This window comes from Agrobacterium sp. A3-95 (genome assembly GCF_053521785.1).
The window spans coordinates 34,424-51,983 of the sequence record NZ_JBNWDR010000014.1; the positions used below are offsets into that span (position 1 = coordinate 34,424).

Consider the following 17,560-nt stretch of genomic DNA (forward strand, 5'->3'; position numbering starts at 1 on the left):
TGCAGTGTGGTCTTGTGTAGCACATTCGCACCATCTGATTTCTCAAGCAATTTTGGCGGGTGGATGATGATCGAACTGGGAGCATTTTCTGAGATAGAGCAGGAGGCGATCGTCCTGAGTGCTGTCATTAGTATGGTCGACGAAATGGTCAATCACGCGATCTTCTGCCCGCTTGGCGAGATTCGCAACGACACGAACCTCCTCCCACAGACCGCCGGAAGCCTGCGGCAGTTCGGAACCTTCCTCCGGGACTTTCTGTCACCGGTGACGGGTAAGGGTGGCTCGCCCCTGCCATTCGGCCTGCCCAAGCCGCCAAAGGATGGCAGTAAAGTCGATCACACGACACTCTATTATCTGAAGTGTATTTGCGAGAAACCGCTGATCGGAACGAAAATCGACCACCTCAGTCGGATCGTGCAGGAGTTCAGCGACTGGCTTGAAGCCTATGCGTTCGTAGAGGGAGTTCGGTTCGGTAACATCGAGCAAAAGGTGGATCTTCGGATCAAACGGATCGACTTCGTCCGTATGAGCGGTGACATCGGAAAGCACAACTTTCTGCGGCTGGGCGGGCAAGCCAATACTCTCCGCCGGATTCTGGCCGAGAACAAAGTCGAGATCGATGAGAGCGACGCCTTCATGGCGCTGCCAGATTGCTGGGACTGGTTTCACACCCACTTGCTCGCTTACCACGCCAGCACGATCGCGGAGTTTTTGAACAACATCCGTTATGCGATCCGGCTCTACATCACGCCAGTTGCGAAGGAACGATACAGAGTGACCGGAAATGTCGGTGGACTCGAGATGTTCACTTTTGAGCGGCCAGACGAGATCGCCAACAAGTTCGCTTGGGCCCAATTCTTTGAGCTGATGCAGGGATCACTCCGGCAGCCGAATTTCCCGCCTTTCAGCGTAGCCCATACAATGAAGATGCGATTCTGAATGAGGAGAATATCAGTATGGCAAAATTCTTAGATCGGTTGGCCACGATGCAGCTAACCGGACATTGGGCGACGGTTCTCGCGTGAACGCCGTCAGAGTATGCGAGCAGCACGTCCGCTTCGTCGTGTGGTACTGTTGTAATAGCTGGATGCCTGCTGGACCGAGCGATGCCGTGTGTGGCTTTTACTTCCCGATTTCAATTGAAGCGCTAAGCTGAAAACCCGCCACCCGGTTTAAACCTAGCCGCTTCCGGTCGAGCAGGGGAGGGGGCCGTCAAAGCCCCGATGCCTTGGTGAGATTGACGCGAAAGCGGTCGCGCCGCCGCTGGTATCTGCGGGTCATCTCGGCGCTGGCATGACCGAGCTGCTTCTGGACGTAGCGCTCGTCAACCTCGGCCGAGGACGCCAGGCCGGCCCGCAGCGAATGGCCGGCAAACATCAATCCGCGATCTCCCTCCGGCAGATCTCCGCGCATACCAGCCGCCAGAGCGGTGCGCTTGACGAGGCGGGCTACTTCCTGATCGCGCAGCCGATCGGGGCCGACCTCTTTGCCCTGGCCGGTGACGCGCCGGAAGAGCGGGCCGTGCGCAACCCGCGCAAGCCTGAGCCAGGTCTGCAGCGCGACCACGGGGCAGGTCGTATCGGAGGAACCGCGGCCAACTTCGACCTCGCGCCAGCCTGTCTTGCCGCGCAGGCGCAACAGCATGCCCTTGTCGAGAATTTCCACCCAGCCGGAAGAATCCTCAGTCTGGTCGCGGCCGCAATCCAGGCCGACAACTTCGGACCGGCGCAGCCCCCCGGCGAAGCCGATCAGCAGCATCGCCCGGTCGCGCAGGCCGCGCAGGGTGCCGCGGTCGAGCGTTTCCAGCATGGCAATCATATCCTCCGGCAATACCGCTTCCTTCTGCCGGGGAGGGGCGGCGTGGGTGTTGCGAATGCCGGCGAGCACGGTGGCGATATGGCGATCCTGCCGGTCGAGCGGCGTACCGCGTTGCGCATAGCTCCAGACAATCGCCGACAGCCGTCGTTCGATCGTTGACACGGAATTGGCTTTTGCGCCGCGCTCAGCCGTTCCTGATGCACAGGCGGTGATATAAAGGCCAATGGTCTGCGGATCCGGGGGCAGGGGGGAGAGATTGGCGCGCCGGCACCAGGCGGAAAAATGCTTCCAGTCGGAGGCATAGGCTTTGCGGGTATTCGCCGAGCTTGCCGCCTCGACATAATCGCGTGCCCGCTCGGAAAGCTGCTCCAGGTGGGCGGGCAATCCGGTGCTTGCTTCCGGGAGAGGGGAGGGTAGACGGGTGCTGTGCATCGAAACTTCGGCCAATCGCCGCGGCGCTAAAATCCCGTCGTCGGCGGCCGTGCTGTCAGACGGAGCAAAGCTCTCCGAAGCGTGATTTTCGCTGTTTTGCTCGATGATTTGGGCCATTCCTCTATAATGACAGAAATGAACGATAATGCAAGATTATCGGACATTTTATATTTCTGACATGTAGTGCAGTTTGTGTCGATATCTATAGCCTAAACCGCACATTTGATCTATGCTGCGAAGCATGAACTCGATCACCAAAGTGCAAATTCCATCAGTGACATGGTCGGCGAACATGCCGGGCTGGACGTTGGCATATGGTCGTGACATCGACGAAATTGATGCCGCTTTCGCCGCCGGTATCGGATTGAAATCCCTCGATGATTTGATCCGCGTCGATCCTCCTTGGCTCGGCTGCTGGCGCGACCGCCTAGCCCTGAAATCAGCCGCCGTCGCGGCCCGCATGCTCGATCGGAATGAAGAAGAGAATGCGCTGCGCGACGCCGTTTTGCTGACTCCCGCGAATGGAGATCCGGGACCGGCCGGAAAGCTGTTTTTGGCCACACGAATGCTGGCACGTCGAACAGCGATGCCGGGTACTGCGTTTGTCAGGGAATTGGTCGAGCTTCTGTCTATCCGATGGGACACGGAGCTGTCCTCGATCGCGGATCTCGCCGATGTGGCAATCCAGTCCGGGCGCGCGGCCCCCATTGCGATCGCTGATCTGGTATCCGCGATCATGGCGCTTCGTCCGGACGCGGAAGTCCTGGCTCTGGCTTTGGCAGACATCGTACTGGCCCAGAAGCTGAGATGGGCGCGACCCGTGCCGCTTCTGCTACCTGTACGGTTCGGGTCTGCATTCCGCACCATCGGCGGAAGAGGTCGAGTGCGGCCAGGTGAGCCAGCTTATCCCAAGGCAATTTGTCTGGCGCTGGTCAGCAGTGTCGAGGCGGCGCTTCAATCTGCCGCCGACATTGATCGCCGTGCCGCTCGGTTAATGGCAGCAGTGCCAAAGGTGAGGACCAAGGGGGGCGATGCGGTTATCCAAAAGCTCCTCAATGAAGACGCGGTTCCGGCCTCGGCGCCGGGGTGCAATCTGTCACGATGGGCAGCCACTCGACTGTTTGAGCGGCTGGAGAGTTTGGAAGCGGTGCGGGAACTGTCCGGCCGCTCTTCCTTTCGAATTTATGGGTTATGACGATGAGGGGAGCGAGCGCAGCAAAAACAAGTCAACGCCAAGCGAGAGACCGGCAGCAGGAGGTCCTTTATGATCGTGAGCTCGAGGGACTGCCTCCAGAACTGCGCTGGCGTGAGTGGATGTTGCGGGTAGAGGCGGTGATATTCGCCTCGTCCGAACCGGTCAGCCGCGAGATGCTGGCGCGGGTGGTCGGCAAAGAGTGCAGTATTGATCTGTTGGTTGATGACCTCATCGACGAATTACGAGATCGACCATACGAACTGGTATTGGTCGCAGGCGGATGGCAGCATCGCACCCGAGCGCGGTTTGCTGAGACAATTCGCATTTCGACCGCTCCGGCGAGATCAATTGCACCACGGCTGTCAGAGACCGAGTCTATGGTGTTGACGGCGGTGGGATATTTTCAGCCGATCACCCGGGCCGAATTGGCAGAGATTTTCGGCAAGGAGGTCAGTCGTGACACGATCGCCGGCCTGCGAGATGCGGGCCTCATCGTATCAGGGCCGAGAAGTCCGACACCCGGTGCGCCCTACACCTATGTGACAACACCCCGATTTCTGTCGGTTTTTGGCTTTGAGACCCTGCGTGACCTTCCCAACATCGAGGCACTCGAGGATGCTGGTCTTCTGAGCAGGCGAGGCAAGTTCGATACCTCCAACAAAGATCTTGCCGACATCGCTTCTGGTGGACATGACGCCGATGAGGCCGACTGATATCCTTTCTCATCGTGAGTTCGTTCGATAACGACCTTTTCTTCGCGATCCGATGTACTCCAGTAACTTGGAATGAAGCAATGCGCTGATATCCCGACGCGCGGTTTTCAGGCTGACATGCCAAGTTTGAACGATCTCCTTCGCACTGAAGCGCTCACCCATTCTGATCTGCTCCAAGAACCATAGCTGTCGCTGATTGAAGGATCGCGGTTCAGGGTCATCTTTAGGGTCATGTTCAGGGACACGATAAGGGTCATTGTGGCGTCTGGTTGCCGCCAGCGTGGCGTTAGCGGCTTCGCCAGTGGCGTAGGCCTCTCTGGTCGCTACGCGAATAACGCGATCATTCGCAGTAGAAGTTTGCTCGGATGCCGGGCCTTCGATGATACCAAGCACGAACGCTCTTACGACCGGCGAGGAGACCACGAGCCGAAGGAAAAACATAACCTCTGGAGCATGTTGACCAGACAGCCAGTGTTTTACGGTTCGTTCGCTGGCGCCTGTCTGGCGCATCAACTCCTTGATTGCGCGGTGACTATCGCCATGCTCTTTCTTCAAGAGATCGGCGACGGTGAGGGCAAGGACCTCTCGGTCACCCAGAAAGCCGGGCCAAGTCGGCAACTTACTGCCCTTTTTCGGCAACATCTTCCGCTCCTTCATGCGCTAGGATTGCGATGCGGATGTCTGCAAAAATGGATGTGCTCGGCGCCGCGCCAGCCTCAGGATCAAGCGCCTTTGATCAACGACAGGAGGGGCAAAAAGTGGATCGGGAGACCTTTAACGGCATGTCATCGGAGCCGCAGCCAATTCGGGCTGCCGAATATGTCCGTATGTCGACCGATCATCAGCGATATTCTACCGAAAACCAGTCGGAGGCAATTCGGGACTATGCTCGGGCGCGTGGTATTGAGATTGTCCGGACATACGCGGATTCGGGAAAGAGTGGCCTGAAAATCGAAGGGCGCGATGCGCTACGCCAGCTCATCGAGGACGTGCAGATCGGCACAACCGATTTCACGATGGTCCTGGTCTATGACGTCAGTCGATGGGGCCGCTTCCAGGATGCTGATGAAAGCGCGTATTACGAATACATCTGCCGTCGTGCTGGGATCTCTATACAGTATTGCGCCGAACAGTTTGAGAATGACGGCAGCCCGGTGTCCACCATCGTCAAAGGCGTCAAGCGGGCTATGGCCGGAGAGTATAGCCGTGAGTTATCTACGAAGGTTTTCGCAGGGCAGGGCCGCCTGATCGAAAAGGGATACCGACAAGGCGGACCCGCTGGTTTCGGCTTACGACGGACCCTGATTGATGAACGCGGCCAGGTAAAAGGTATTCTCCAGCGCGGCGAGCACAAAAGCATTCAGACTGACCGTGTGATCCTCACCTTGGGGCCGGACGAAGAGGTGGAGTTGGTTCGCGAAATATATCGCAGATTCGTCCATCACGGGGAAAGTGAGAGCGAAATTGCAGCTGAGCTGAATAAGCGGGGCATCAAATCTGACCTTGGACGCAACTGGACGAGAGGAACCGTCCATCAAATCCTGATCAACGAGAAATATGCCGGCGACAATGTGTGGAACCGACAGTCTTTCAAGTTGAAGAAACGCCATGTCCGCAATGGTCCCGAAATGTGGATCAGGGCTAACGGCGTGTTCGACGCTGTCATCGAGCGCTCGCTCTTCGAAGCCGCTCGGACCGTTATCAACACCCGGTCATTCCGGTTGAGCGACGAAGAAATGTTGCAGTCTCTGCGAGACCTGTACCAGCGAACGGGAAGTTTGTCGGGTATCGTCATCGATGAATGCGATGGCATGCCGTCAAGCAGTGCCTACAGCTCACGGTTCGGCAGCCTTCTGCGAGCCTACAGTCTCGTGGGCTTCAATCCAGATCGAGATTACCGTTACGTCGAGATCAATCGAGAACTCCGCAAGCGCCATCCCGATGTGCTTGAGCAGGTGATGGGCGCCTTGAAATCCTCTGGCAGCAAGGCGTGGCAGGACATCGAAACCGATCGTGTAACGGTCAACGAGGAGTTCACTTTGTCAATTGTAATCGCTCGCTGCTTCCAGACACCGACGGGACTTCTACGTTGGAACCTGCGTTTCGATACCTCACTTGCTCCCGACATCACCGTGGTTGTCCGCATGGATTCGGCCAACCAGAAGGCATTCGACTACTACCTCTTTCCAAGGCTAGATCTTCTCGCCGATCGATTGAGGATGGCAGAAGACAATGCCTTGCAGCTTGATGCCTATAGATTCGACGACCTCTCTATTCTCTATCAAATTGCAGCGCCCGTTAACTTGTCGGAGGCCGCGTGATGTCTGCTCTTCATTCAAGCCATATAGAAATGATCCCGATTTCACGCATATCGGTGCTCAATCCGCGCGCTCGCAACAAACGACAGCATCGGGATATCGTGAACAATATCGAGACCATCGGTCTCAAGCGCCCGATCACTGTCAGCCGCCACAATGGCCCAGGCGGGCCACGGTACGATCTGGTTTGCGGGGAAGGCCGTCTGGAAGCCTTTCAAATGCTCGGACAAAGCGAGATCCCGGCGGTCGTCATCGAGGCGAGCGAGGACAAATGCCTTGTCATGAGCCTGGTCGAAAATATTGCTCGACGGACCCCGCGACCAATCGATCTCATGCGTGAGATTGGCGCCTTGCGAGCACGAGGTTACACCGACGCTGCAATCGCCAAAAGGATTGGTGTCGGCGCACAATGGGTCTACATGATCGCCGCACTTCTCGAGAAGGGCGAGGAACGCCTTGTCGCAGCCGTTGAAACCGGCCTCATCCCGATTACCCTTGCGATGGAAATATCTCGAGCTGAAACCGAGGAGGCGCAAAGCTTGCTCCTGGATGCATATGAAGCTGGTCAGCTTCGGGGGAAAAAACTTGCGGCCGTCAGGCGGCTTCTCGATGTTCGCATGCGAGCTCAGGGAAAAGGAATACAACAAGGGCGTTTCGGCCGCAAAGCCACCGGAAAGCGGATGACGGCTCATGATCTCATGCAGGTCTATCAGAGGGAGGCCGAAAAACAGCGGCTCTTGATCAAAAAATCAGATTTTGCACAGACCCGGCTTCTCTTCGTTGTCGAGGCCATGAAGGATCTGATCGCGGATGAAAGTTTCCTCAATCTGTTGAGAGCGGAGGGATTGGCAACCATGCCAAAAGCACTCTCCAGCCGAATTTCGGGAGATCGCGATGAGCGATGGGCTTGATAATGATAGCGGCGGCGATGGCCGAATTCACTTCGCATTTGATCGAGATATAAAAATAATAGCCATTTCTGCGATCGTACCGCTGAAATCCCTGCCTGAAGGCGCCCGCGAAAGCAGGAAATTCGCGCAGGTTTTAAGTTCGATAAAGGCGATTGGATTGGTCGAGGCGCCGGTAGTCATCGCGGACAACAAAAACCCTGGTCTCTGGTTTCTGCTCGATGGCCATCTACGATTAGAAGCTTTGAAGGAGCTTGGCACCATCGAAGTCGAGTGTTTGATCGCAACCGACGACGATACCTACACATACAATAAGCGGGTAAATCGCCTCGCCCCGATCCAGGAGCATCGGATGATTGCGCGTGCTATTGAACGTGGTGTGTCGTCCGCGGACATTGCAGATGCGCTTGGGCTTCAGGTCGAGTCGGTCATTCGTCGGTTTCGACTGCTTGAAGGCATTAGTCCAGAGGCCGCAGAAATGCTGAAAGATACACCGTGTTCTATGACTGTCTTTGATGTCTTAAGGCAGATGTCGGCTGTCCGGCAAATTGAGGCCGCAGACTTGATGATCGGTCAACACAACTTTTCCATCATGTTTGCTAGAGCGATACGCGCTGCCACACCAGACAGCCAACTTGTTGTCCGCAAGCAAGGCTCAGGTCGAGGCGCTGGAACGCCGTCAGGACAGCAGATCGCTCGGATGGAGCGGGAGTTGGCTGCATTGCAAACACAAGTAAAGAGCGTTGAAGAAACTTACGGGATAGATAACCTTCACCTCACCGTAGCACGGGGATACATCGCAAAACTGCTTGCAAATGGCCGCATCAGCCGCTGGCTTGAACATCATCGCCAGGAATATCTCGGCGAATTCCAGAAAATCGCGGAGATCGATTCCATTGCTCCCTTCAAGGATGCTCCAGAGCCATAGGTTGCGAGGTGGTTTCTTTTTCGATTGACAAAGTCGATGCTGCAAATTGCGGCTTTGCGGCAATAGAGGTTGTTGCTGTTTATCGTAATATTCGTGAGGGAAACGTCTGTCATTCAGCACTCTGAGGAGCTGGGACTTTGTCGGAAGGCACCCTCATCAATGGCGGCTTCGATCTTCTTGAAGGCCGGCCTTATACCAATTTCCAGGATATTAAGTAGACCGGAATCGTTCGTATTCTGGGCGTCATCTTGGAACCAGATTAGCCATTCTACGACACCATTCTTTCCCTCAATTTTCTCACGCAATGCTTCCACCACCAGTTTAACGCATTCATCTATGAGCTTTGCTTGGGTGTGGTCTAACTCTCTCCGAAATGCAGCCCCCTTTTTTCGGATCGATTTTTCGGCCTCTGGTGACAAAGTCTGCAAAAATTTTGAGAAAGACTGGTAATATCGATCAGCAGCATCAAACATTGAAAGAATAATTTTCTGCGCGGATGGGCTCACGTCCGGCATCCGCTTCTTTCTACCACGCGTCGGTTCTTCCGTCGCAACTTTCGAGATTTTATCGCTATGTGACAGGGACCTAAGTTCACGCTTATAGTTGTCGAGAAGGCGAAGTGTCGGCCTACTGTGATTGATATTTGTCATATGAAAACCGCTCAAAATACCATGCCATCAGCCAATGCATTGTGGTTTGCGAATAGTGCTCGAACATCACATCCGACATGGTAGTAAGTCGATGTCATTCGGGGAACACTGAAGATGATGGGTTAGTTCTCGGCTCTTTCTTGTATCTCTCTGCTCACACAGCTGTTTTTACGGAACTCTCACTCTGTCAGTTGCCCCGGATAACTACAACAAGGAGGCGAAAAATCAGGCGTCGAGCGACGAACCAGTTCAATAGATGCTGATTTTGTGTCATCGATTTCGGACGCCAGTTGGTGGGGGCGTAGGACGTCGCCATGTAACTGTGCTCTCAACTCCAGCCAACGACCCTTCAAAACCTGCCAGTTGTGATCGTCATAGGTGCCGCTGACAACAACAGGGTGAACCCTGATACGGGGTGGAGGTCCAACCCGCTGGGGATCCCAGTCTCGCCAATCTCTAAGCCAAAGACTGTTTTTGCGGTCTACTCGCCCAATCTGTTGCTCGACAATGCCTGGGTTCCATTCGGCGTGAAGCAGCACCACAGTGCGGCACGCTTCGTGCAGGTTGAGGCCTTCACGACCGACACGTGATTGCGCAACCAGCACCATTGGCCAACTGCTCGCTCTATTAAAAGCAGATTGTAGAGTGCGACGTGTTTGAGGAGCAGTTGAGCCCGACATCATGCGGGCGAAGTTTCCCTCGCGTCCGGAATAATCCTGCAGATACAATTCAAGCTTTGCTCTGTGCGTGTCACGACTCTCGCCGTCTTCCTCGCTCGCAAGATCCCGCAAAAGTGAATCAAATAGAGCAAGCAGCTCGTTACCCGTCCAAGGGGCATCAGCAACTCGGCGCCTATCGCCAAGCGCTTCGAGCAAAGTACCGATCTGCAGCTCTTCTTTGTCAGCGCTGCGATGCAGAAGTTCGTTGAGAAATGCCGCGGTTCCCCCTTGGTTCGCAAGACCTTCAATATCCCGATGCAGGCGAGAAAGCTCTGTTCGACGGCTGCTAGCCCACTCATCGTAGCGATGTTTGAGTATCTTGTTGATCTCTGCGACCCCACCTATCGGAGCTGCGAAAACGGGATCCCTCAATGCCGCGGCAACGGCAGCTATACTGCTCTCTGCAATCCCACTAGCGGGCCAATGCATATTGTCACGCAAGCGTCGTAGCATCTCGCGCGCGTCCAGAAGCCGAGTTAGCGCGTTCATGGGTACGAGGAATTTGCCGAAAACGAGGACTTTTTCTTTCGCGTCTGTGTAGCTTTCTATTTTTCGAACAGCCGCAACAAGTGCAGGATGACTATAGATATCGGCATCACCTGATGAAAATGCATCCTTCCAGAATCTCGCCTGCCCAACTAGGTCGGTGTCTTGTGCCGCTTGTTCGTGAGTTTCCTCCTCGGTTGTCACACCAAGTCCGTATCCTTGGGCAATCGCTAGCCTCGACCGCTTTACACGCGGATCATCCTGCGGAAGCAACGAGAGTGCCTCGGCTGCGCAGAAGCGGCGCAACCAATCGCGGGTGAAACCTTCCGCTTCGGGAGACACGGCCACATCTACGACCTCACGATAATCGCCATGCATCTCCTTGAATGCGCTAAATTCTGGATCACTCCGCTTGTCGCGACGCAAGACATAGGGCCGCAAGGCATCGCAGAACTTCGCTGCTGCTGTAGCAAAATCTTCAGCGAGTGCTTTGTCCAATACCTCGGTCTGAATTCTCCGAACCACTGTGACATAGCCGGTAATCCATTCCGTAAGTTCGGAAAGCGCTGCGATCTGATCATGATTTTCGCGTCCGTTGATACGTTCCAGCGTATCGATCCATTGGCTGGAATTCAGTTCCACCGGGGTAGCTGTCATGCCGAGGCGGAAAGGAGACTTTGCCTCCCAACTTACTGGTCCAAGAATGCGTGAGAGGCTCGTATCTGCCCCCCGTGCTTTGTGGGCCTCATCCACCACGATCAGATCGAACTGGCCGAGACCGTAACCGATCAGGGGCAGGATTTTTCGTTTGTACTCTTCAGAAGACAACCATCTCTGATCGTTCTGCAAATTGTCCCAAGGCAAATCATGCGCTTGTATAGCATCTGCAATCTCTTGGGCTGCCCTGCGGCTGGCGTGGACATGACCTAGTTCGCCTGAATAAAAATTATTGCGTATCAGGTTACGGCGCCGACCTTCTACCAGACGAGAAACGTTTGGCAGCAGCTCCCGGCGCCAACCGCTCGCCGGCCCTTCGCCCCGATTGGGGAATTGCATATTTGCAAAGGAGTGCGAAATCATCACGATTTTCTCCGCAGCCCAACCCCCTTCGGGTAGTTCGCGCTGCTGACGGCGATACGTCAGCCATTCTTTGTGGCCGCGTTTGCGTCGCTCGCTACCTTCTGCATCATTTTCTCCAGAAAAACCCGAGATAAAGCTTTCATAACTGCGTAGCGGCAGTAACGTCCTGTCGTCAGCGTTAAAACGCCTTAATTCTTGCTGCCACTGCACTCCAAGGCCCGCGGGAAGAACGACTGCAGTGCGTCCCCCCGCTTTACGAACCGCGTGAATGAGAGCAGCTGCAATGCGGGTTTTTCCCATCCCCACTTCGTCCGCTAGTAAGGCGGAGCGCTGACCTTTCCCGATGCGGCGAGCCAGTTCCATTACACTCGCGCGCTGCCCTTGATCCAAGAGGGTCTCTTCACTTTCTACAGCGATACAAGAAAGGAAGTCCGCGACGCTTTTCCAGTCTACCATCACGCATTCTCCCTGTCCCAAAGCGACGGACAGTCGTTTAGCTTCCAGTCCTTCGCAACAACAGAAAGTGCGTCAGTCAGCAGCGCACCTGCAGATCCATTTGGTCGCATATGCGTGTCCGCCAAAGCGGGCAGCGGATTTGCTCCAGCTTTCCGAAAGAACTCGATCATACCCTGCTCTTGCAAGGAGATAGCGCATAGCGACTCCCGCAATTCCCGACACCATCGCTGCCAGTCTCTTGGGTCGATGCGCACTTGAACTTCGCCTAAACGTACTAGGAGCTCCATCATTCTCCGGATCGCGTAGGTGGCAGGCCACGCCTCGGATGCGTCAGAAGGATCGGCAAACGCTTCACTACCCTCCCCGCCATCATCAGGATGGTCAATGATGTCGGGTTCTGGAAAGTAAGCAAGCGTTGCCAGAACATCTTCGACGGTCATGTCAGGGGGGCGTGTAACAACCAACGCACCCGCAGAAATGACTGGGAGGCGCCAGTTACCCTCCACAAGTGTTACGATCACAGGTGCTGGAGCGGGCCATTTACAAGGTGTTTCGACGGGGTTGCTGTCCGCACCAATTACCATGGCTTGTGTACTGTCGGGTGTAGAGAGTATGCCTTCGTTCCAAACAAGCCACGAGATTGGCGGTAGCGATTCCGGTTCTTCGGGTGGGACAAAGTCTGCACCGGTTTGTAAAGTCGTCAGGGTTACCGTCTCCCTGAATTGAACTGGCAGAAGCCCGGCAATGCTTTCCTTGCCATTTTTGCGGGAGGGCCATTTTTGCCCCTTTGGCAAATCAACGACAACGCCAGCTTCCAAGTTTCCGCCGGCGTTGGCGGAACGTTCGAAACCATTTTGGCTAAGGTTTCCAGAACCGAGATAGACCCGTCCTGTCACCTCAGTCTGCTATAGGATGCCACGATATTGGTATTTTTCACTGATGCACTCCCGCTCCGCCCACGCAGTAGGACCTAGCAACGATGCGGCACCACTGACTAGGCCGCGAGAGATCCTAGAGATAATCGTTTGCACGGAGTTAGCGTCCTTCGTGAGTACGTTTCCATTCGCGCCGTGGGTCGGTGATGGTCACCGTGCCATACTTCTTGTTGGAACGCTCAATCCAACCGTTGTCGAGCACGCGGAACGAGACATTCGGATCGGAAGACGCAGTGGCAGTCTCTCCTGGCTGACCATGGCCCTGGGTGATCCTGCTAATCTGTGAAGCATCTGGATTGATCGGTTGATTGGCGAGTGCGGTGGACGCCAAGGCTGCGAATGCCAAAGAGAGAGAGAGGATTTTGGACTTCATCGAAGTTTCCTTTTCTGGTGCTGCCGATTGCAGCCCGTAGAGAATGAAACGAGACGTTTTCAAGCCAATTTCATCAGCTTTACAAATTTGTCAGAAATCTCCAACTTCATCGCCGTAACAAAACCCTAATCTCCGTGATGACAGGTACTTGCTATCGAATAACGTCGCGTGTGCCTCGACAAAATTAGTGAGAACGCCATATGAAACTCCTTCTCATCGAGGACGATGACCGAACAGCGGCCTATATTGTAAAGGGCCTGGAATCAGCTGGTCATGTCGTTGACCGTGTGGCAAATGGTCGTGAAGGTCTCTCTGCGGGTTTCGACTCTTACGATATTCTGGTCGTTGACAGAATGGTTCCCGGATTGGATGGTTTGACCGTTGTTAAGAGCTTGCGAAGCGCTTCGGTGCGAACGCCAGTTCTGTTCCTAACAGCCATGAGCGGTGTTGATGATCGGGTTGAAGGGCTTGAAGCAGGTGGTGACGATTACTTGGTGAAGCCGTTTGCGTTTTCGGAGCTGATGGCGCGCATAAACGCGCTTGTTCGCCGTCCCCCAATCTCAGTCGAGAAAACCGTGCTGTGTGTTGGTGATCTCGAGATCGATTTGATGAAAAGAACCGCGAGCCGCGCAGGAAATCCTCTCGACCTATTGCCGCGCGAGTTTTCATTGCTTGAAATATTGATGCGCAATGAAGGGCGGGTACTTACTAAGACGATGCTTCTAGAAAAAATATGGAACTTCAACTTTGATCCGCAAAGCTCCGTGGTCGAGACCCACGTAAGTCGGCTGCGCGCAAAAATTGATAAGCCATTTGACAAACCTCTTTTGCACACGGTTCGCAACAATGGCTACAGCCTTCATGCGCGCAGGTAGCCTTCTAAAAAGCACAGCTATTCGGCTCGCCGTTCTATACATTTCCCTATTCTTCGTAGCCTACCTTGCGGCGAACGTCGTCGCTTACCAAATGGTTTTGAGATTTCTCGATGAACGTCTCAATTCCAATGTTATGGAGCGGTTCAGAGAAATATCTGTGGCGTTCGACACGCGCGGGCTGTCGGGCGCGACCGATATGATCAGGAACCATGGCCCAGCTATACAGGGTGCGGAGACAATCTACACTCTGCGTGGGAATTCCGGCGAAATATTAGCCGGAAATCGACGAATATCTGGTGCTCCAGAAGGTTTTTCGAATCTATCGCCACAAGATCAGCACGATAGCGATAACAACTACAAACTCTTTAGAGGGGCTCTTGGAAATAATGATCTGATCGTAGGGATAAGCTATACAGATACAAATCAGCTGGCCGGTATTGTTCTCGTGAGTTTCGGTTGGACCACAGCCATCGTACTCACGATCGGTCTCGGGGGGGCAGGGATTCTTGCATACAGAAGTCGGCAGAGGATAGCCGCGCTATCAGATACAGCCTACGCCATCGGGCATGGAGAGCTTTCCAAGCGCCTGCGAATATCGAGGAGAATGGACGATATTGACGTTCTCGCCAGTGAAGTCAATGTGGCAATTTCCCGTCTTGAGGCCAGCGTCTTGGCTTTGACACAGGTAACAACTGATATTGCGCACGATTTGAAAACCCCCATCGGGCGGGCCTTCCTAATCCTTGATGATGCGCTGGAGGCTGAAAACTTGGCGGATTCAAAAGCCTCGATCGAGACAGCATTGCTGGAGCTCAGATCGATTGCTGATACTTTTGATGCGCTTTTGAGAATTGCTCAAATTGAGTCTCGCAGTCGGACAGCGAGTTTCAAGATATTCGATCTTTCAATTCTAGCTCGGGACATTTTTGAAATCTACGAGAGTATCGCTGCGGACTCTGGTTATATTCTATCCATTAAAAGCGATACGGAAATATGCTCGATCGTTGGTGATGCAGACCTTGTCAGTCAATTGCTGACTAATTTGTTGGCAAACGCAATGAGACATACCCCAGTAGGATCGCGAATTGAAATGAGCGTGCGCCGGGAAGCGAGTTTCATTGAGCTGACCGTTAGTGACGACGGACCTGGTATACCGGTGAACGAGGTGCCGCGGGTATTCGATCGATTCTATCGATTAGAGAAAAGTAGAACCACATTCGGATCCGGGCTTGGTCTCAGTATGGTAAAGGCCATCGCTGATCTCCACCAAGCGCATACTAGTGTAGCGGACAACTCGCCCGGGCTTAAGCTTACTATTTCATTTCCTGCTGTCTAGAAGGCAAGAATTGACATTGATACCTTCATCCGCTGCCTCTGATATGAATTGTCGCTGAGGATAAGACTGTGACGGTGATCGTCAGCGAAGCGGCCACCAGCCAACCATGTTTGGGAATAGTTCATAGCTTGATGCTCCGGAGTCTGAGTGAGTTGGCGATCACGCTCACCGATGAAAGGGCCATGGCAGCCGCCGCGATAATCGGAGAAAGCAGAAGGCCGAAGGTCGGATAGAGGAGGCCGGCCGCGACGGGGATGCCGGCCGCGTTGTATATGAACGCGAAGAAGAGGTTCTGACGGATGTTTCGCATCGTCATCCGGCTCAACTGCCTGGCGCGAACGATCCCCTGGAGGTCTCCCTTCAAAAGGGTCACGCCCGCACTCTCGATTGCGACGTCCGTGCCTGTTCCCATCGCTATTCCGACATCCGCCGCCGCCAACGCGGGAGCATCGTTCACACCATCTCCGGCCATGGCGACAATGCGCCCTTCGTTACGGAGGCGCGCGACGATCTTGCTCTTATCTTCCGGCAAGACTTCAGCCTCAACTTCGGCTATGCCGAGCTTCCGTGCGACCGCCTTGGCCGTTGTCGTATTGTCGCCCGTCAGCATGACCACCCGAACTCCTTCGCCCACGAGAGACTGAACGGCCTCGGGCGTGGTCTCCTTGACCGGATCGGCGATTGCGAAAAGACCTGCAAGTGCGCCATCAACCGCCATGAAGATCACGGTTGCGCCTTCGTCGCGTAGCTCCTCGGCCTTGGAAGCCATCGCGGCCACTTCGACACTGGACTCGCCCATGATCCGGTGGCTGCCCAGGATCAGCCTCCTGCCTTCGACCGTGCCTGTCACGCCCTTGCCCACCGGGCTGTCGAAGTCCCGTGCGTCGCCGACCGGAATACCCCTCTCATTGGCGGCGTTTACGATGGCCAGCGCCAGCGGATGCTCGCTCGACCGCTCTAGGGTTGCTGCAAGGCGGAGTAGTTCCAATTCGGAAATGCCGTCGCTCGGCGCGATCGCCGTTACCTTGGGTCGACCTTCGGTCAAGGTTCCGGTTTTGTCGACGACCAGCGTGTCGATCTTCTCGAAGCGTTCGAGGGCCTCTGCATTCTTGATGAGCACGCCTAGCCTTGCGCCGCGGCCGACACCGACCATGATGGACATCGGGGTGGCGAGGCCCAGCGCGCAGGGGCAGGCGATGATCAGCACGGCGACCGCCGCTATGAGGCCATGGGCGAAACGCGGCTCCGGGCCGATCAGCATCCAGGTGATGAAGGACACGATGGCGATCGCGATCACCACAGGAACGAACCACCCTGACACTTCATCCGCGAGCCGCTGGATGGGAGCTCGGGATCGCTGCGCCTCCGCGACCATCCGGACGATCTGTGACAGCATCGTGTCGCGTCCGACCTTGCCAGCCTCCATGACGAAGCCGCCAGTCTGGTTCATCGTGCCTCCGATGAGCTTGGCTCCGACTTGCTTTGTGACCGGCATGGACTCGCCTGTGATCATGGACTCGTCCACGGAGCTTCGGCCCTCGAGAAGGGTGCCGTCGACGGGAATCTTCTCCCCCGGACGTACACGCAGCCTGTTTCCCACGACGACCGCGTCAAGACCGATGTCCTCGTCGGCGTCGTCGGCCTTAACCCGCCGCGCCGTCTTCGGTGCGAGATCCAGCAACGCACGGATCGCGCCGCCAGTCTGCTCACGCGCCCGAAGTTCGAGAACCTGCCCCAGCAGAACAAGCACGGTGATGACGGCGGCGGCCTCGAAGTATACGGCGACCGTGCCCTCAGCCGAGCGTAGGGTTTCCGGAAACGCACCCGGCATGACCGTTCCGACGACGCTGTATATCCAAGCGACCCCGGTGCCCATGGCAATCAGGGTGAACATATTCAAATGGCGCGTCACCAGTGACTGCCAGCCGCGCTCGAAGAAGGGCCAGCCCGCCCAGATAACGACAGGAGTGGCGAGGACCATCTGTATCCAGTTCGACGTCTGCGGCCCAAGCAGCATATGCAGGTTCGTCAGATGCCCGCCCATCTCGAGCGCCAGCACGGGAAGGGCCAGCATGAGGCCGACCCAGAACCTGCGCTGCATGTCCATGAGTTCTTCACTGGGACCCTCCTGAAGCGTCGGCGCTTCCGGCTCCAGGGTCATTCCGCAGATCGGGCAGTTGCCCGGCCCGATCTGCCTGACCTGTGGATGCATCGGGCAGGTGTAAACGGTTCCTTCGCCCGCAGGCGGTGTCTTTAGTGGGATCGTCTTTCCCACCTCGCCGGGTTGGGCGTGATCATGATGGTGGGCATGTCCATGATGGTCGTGTGCCATGTCAGG

General features: G+C 55.5%; 15 protein-coding genes. 8 read left to right on the plus strand and 7 right to left on the minus strand.

Translation table 11 applies throughout. The features are described 5' to 3' along the window. The first annotated feature begins 63 nt into the window (after positions 1-63). Positions 64-939 (plus strand): hypothetical protein, encoded by an 876-nt coding sequence (locus tag ACQZ5Y_RS26380; RefSeq protein ID WP_174060315.1) that lies wholly within the window; start codon positions 64-66, stop codon positions 937-939. 273 nt (positions 940-1,212) lie between these two features. On the opposite strand, the gene ACQZ5Y_RS26385 is transcribed toward ACQZ5Y_RS26380, so the two are convergent. Beyond that, the gene (locus tag ACQZ5Y_RS26385) at positions 1,213-2,367 is read right to left on the minus strand and encodes a site-specific integrase (RefSeq protein WP_174060314.1); all 1,155 of its coding nucleotides are present in this window, start codon (positions 2,365-2,367) and stop codon (positions 1,213-1,215) included. A gap of 124 nt (positions 2,368-2,491) precedes the next feature. On the opposite strand from ACQZ5Y_RS26385, the gene ACQZ5Y_RS26390 reads away from it, so the two are divergent. Together ACQZ5Y_RS26390 and scpB are read left to right on the plus strand one after the other, a co-directional pair. Further along, the gene (locus tag ACQZ5Y_RS26390; RefSeq protein ID WP_174051757.1) at positions 2,492-3,445 is read left to right on the plus strand and encodes a DUF1403 family protein; all 954 of its coding nucleotides are present in this window, start codon (positions 2,492-2,494) and stop codon (positions 3,443-3,445) included. A gap of 2 nt (positions 3,446-3,447) precedes the next feature. Further along, entirely contained in the window at positions 3,448-4,158 is a 711-nt protein-coding gene (gene scpB, locus ACQZ5Y_RS26395; RefSeq protein WP_236776256.1) for an SMC-Scp complex subunit ScpB, read from the plus strand. A 9-nt stretch (positions 4,159-4,167) separates the two neighbouring features. Here the strand turns inward: scpB and ACQZ5Y_RS26400 are convergent, their stop codons facing one another. Further along, positions 4,168-4,800 (minus strand): hypothetical protein, encoded by a 633-nt coding sequence (locus ACQZ5Y_RS26400; RefSeq protein ID WP_236763123.1) that lies wholly within the window; start codon positions 4,798-4,800, stop codon positions 4,168-4,170. 29 nt (positions 4,801-4,829) lie between these two features. Here ACQZ5Y_RS26400 and ACQZ5Y_RS26405 point away from each other — a divergent pair, with 29 nt between their 5' ends. From ACQZ5Y_RS26405 to ACQZ5Y_RS26415, 3 genes are read left to right on the plus strand one after another with little or no spacing between them, the layout of a single operon-like run. Continuing rightward, positions 4,830-6,479, plus strand: coding sequence for a recombinase family protein (locus ACQZ5Y_RS26405; protein WP_272871267.1), 1,650 nt, complete (start codon positions 4,830-4,832; stop codon positions 6,477-6,479). Between the two features lie 29 nt (positions 6,480-6,508). Next, positions 6,509-7,387 carry a plasmid partitioning protein RepB C-terminal domain-containing protein gene (locus tag ACQZ5Y_RS26410; RefSeq protein WP_174051763.1) on the plus strand — a complete coding sequence of 293 codons (879 nt, stop codon included), beginning with the start codon at positions 6,509-6,511 and terminating at the stop codon, positions 7,385-7,387. Next, positions 7,371-8,312: a plasmid partitioning protein RepB C-terminal domain-containing protein gene (locus ACQZ5Y_RS26415; RefSeq protein ID WP_174051751.1), complete on the plus strand. Its 942-nt coding sequence runs from the start codon at positions 7,371-7,373 to the stop codon at positions 8,310-8,312. Before ACQZ5Y_RS26410 ends, ACQZ5Y_RS26415 begins: the two co-directional genes overlap by 17 nt. Before the next feature lie 113 nt (positions 8,313-8,425). Here the strand turns inward: ACQZ5Y_RS26415 and ACQZ5Y_RS26420 are convergent, their stop codons facing one another. The 4 genes from ACQZ5Y_RS26420 to ACQZ5Y_RS26435 all read right to left on the minus strand — a co-directional run bounded on the left by ACQZ5Y_RS26420 (position 8,426) and on the right by ACQZ5Y_RS26435 (position 13,011). Further along, on the minus strand, positions 8,426-8,962 hold the full coding sequence (locus tag ACQZ5Y_RS26420) for a hypothetical protein (RefSeq protein ID WP_174051749.1): 537 nt from the start codon (positions 8,960-8,962) through the stop codon (positions 8,426-8,428). A 179-nt stretch (positions 8,963-9,141) separates the two neighbouring features. Further along, positions 9,142-11,703 (minus strand): DEAD/DEAH box helicase family protein, encoded by a 2,562-nt coding sequence (locus ACQZ5Y_RS26425; RefSeq protein ID WP_174060313.1) that lies wholly within the window; start codon positions 11,701-11,703, stop codon positions 9,142-9,144. Next, on the minus strand, positions 11,703-12,599 hold the full coding sequence (locus tag ACQZ5Y_RS26430; RefSeq protein WP_174051745.1) for a hypothetical protein: 897 nt from the start codon (positions 12,597-12,599) through the stop codon (positions 11,703-11,705). The genes ACQZ5Y_RS26425 and ACQZ5Y_RS26430 overlap by 1 nt, the downstream gene beginning before the upstream one ends. Before the next feature lie 139 nt (positions 12,600-12,738). Next, complete coding sequence (locus tag ACQZ5Y_RS26435) at positions 12,739-13,011, minus strand: hypothetical protein (protein WP_174019161.1); 273 nt, start codon at positions 13,009-13,011, stop codon at positions 12,739-12,741. Between the two features lie 200 nt (positions 13,012-13,211). Between ACQZ5Y_RS26435 and ACQZ5Y_RS26440 the strand changes: the two genes are divergently transcribed. Continuing rightward, entirely contained in the window at positions 13,212-13,886 is a 675-nt protein-coding gene (locus ACQZ5Y_RS26440) for a winged helix-turn-helix domain-containing protein (protein WP_072492785.1), read from the plus strand. Beyond that, on the plus strand, positions 13,858-15,222 hold the full coding sequence (locus tag ACQZ5Y_RS26445; protein ID WP_236763122.1) for a sensor histidine kinase: 1,365 nt from the start codon (positions 13,858-13,860) through the stop codon (positions 15,220-15,222). The genes ACQZ5Y_RS26440 and ACQZ5Y_RS26445 overlap by 29 nt, the downstream gene beginning before the upstream one ends. A 121-nt stretch (positions 15,223-15,343) precedes the next feature. Here ACQZ5Y_RS26445 and ACQZ5Y_RS26450 read toward each other — a convergent pair whose 3' ends face one another. Beyond that, a complete protein-coding gene (locus ACQZ5Y_RS26450; RefSeq protein ID WP_174051743.1) occupies positions 15,344-17,554 on the minus strand; it encodes a copper-transporting P-type ATPase in 2,211 nt (736 codons plus the stop codon). Positions 17,555-17,560: the final 6 nt, after the last annotated feature.

What these genes read in the sequence shown, in the direction of transcription:
- ACQZ5Y_RS26380 (WP_174060315.1), top strand. Translation starts at nt 64, where the DNA reads ATGATGATCGAACTGGGAGCATTTTCTGAGATAGAGCAGGAGGCGATC.
- ACQZ5Y_RS26385 (WP_174060314.1), bottom strand. Translation starts at nt 2,367, where the DNA reads ATGGCCCAAATCATCGAGCAAAACAGCGAAAATCACGCTTCGGAGAGC.
- ACQZ5Y_RS26390 (WP_174051757.1), top strand. Translation starts at nt 2,492, where the DNA reads ATGAACTCGATCACCAAAGTGCAAATTCCATCAGTGACATGGTCGGCG.
- scpB (WP_236776256.1), top strand. Translation starts at nt 3,448, where the DNA reads ATGAGGGGAGCGAGCGCAGCAAAAACAAGTCAACGCCAAGCGAGAGAC.
- ACQZ5Y_RS26400 (WP_236763123.1), bottom strand. Translation starts at nt 4,800, where the DNA reads ATGTTGCCGAAAAAGGGCAGTAAGTTGCCGACTTGGCCCGGCTTTCTG.
- ACQZ5Y_RS26405 (WP_272871267.1), top strand. Translation starts at nt 4,830, where the DNA reads ATGCGGATGTCTGCAAAAATGGATGTGCTCGGCGCCGCGCCAGCCTCA.
- ACQZ5Y_RS26410 (WP_174051763.1), top strand. Translation starts at nt 6,509, where the DNA reads ATGATCCCGATTTCACGCATATCGGTGCTCAATCCGCGCGCTCGCAAC.
- ACQZ5Y_RS26415 (WP_174051751.1), top strand. Translation starts at nt 7,371, where the DNA reads ATGAGCGATGGGCTTGATAATGATAGCGGCGGCGATGGCCGAATTCAC.
- ACQZ5Y_RS26420 (WP_174051749.1), bottom strand. Translation starts at nt 8,962, where the DNA reads ATGACAAATATCAATCACAGTAGGCCGACACTTCGCCTTCTCGACAAC.
- ACQZ5Y_RS26425 (WP_174060313.1), bottom strand. Translation starts at nt 11,703, where the DNA reads ATGGTAGACTGGAAAAGCGTCGCGGACTTCCTTTCTTGTATCGCTGTA.
- ACQZ5Y_RS26435 (WP_174019161.1), bottom strand. Translation starts at nt 13,011, where the DNA reads ATGAAGTCCAAAATCCTCTCTCTCTCTTTGGCATTCGCAGCCTTGGCG.
- ACQZ5Y_RS26440 (WP_072492785.1), top strand. Translation starts at nt 13,212, where the DNA reads ATGAAACTCCTTCTCATCGAGGACGATGACCGAACAGCGGCCTATATT.
- ACQZ5Y_RS26445 (WP_236763122.1), top strand. Translation starts at nt 13,858, where the DNA reads ATGGCTACAGCCTTCATGCGCGCAGGTAGCCTTCTAAAAAGCACAGCT.
- ACQZ5Y_RS26450 (WP_174051743.1), bottom strand. Translation starts at nt 17,554, where the DNA reads ATGGCACACGACCATCATGGACATGCCCACCATCATGATCACGCCCAA.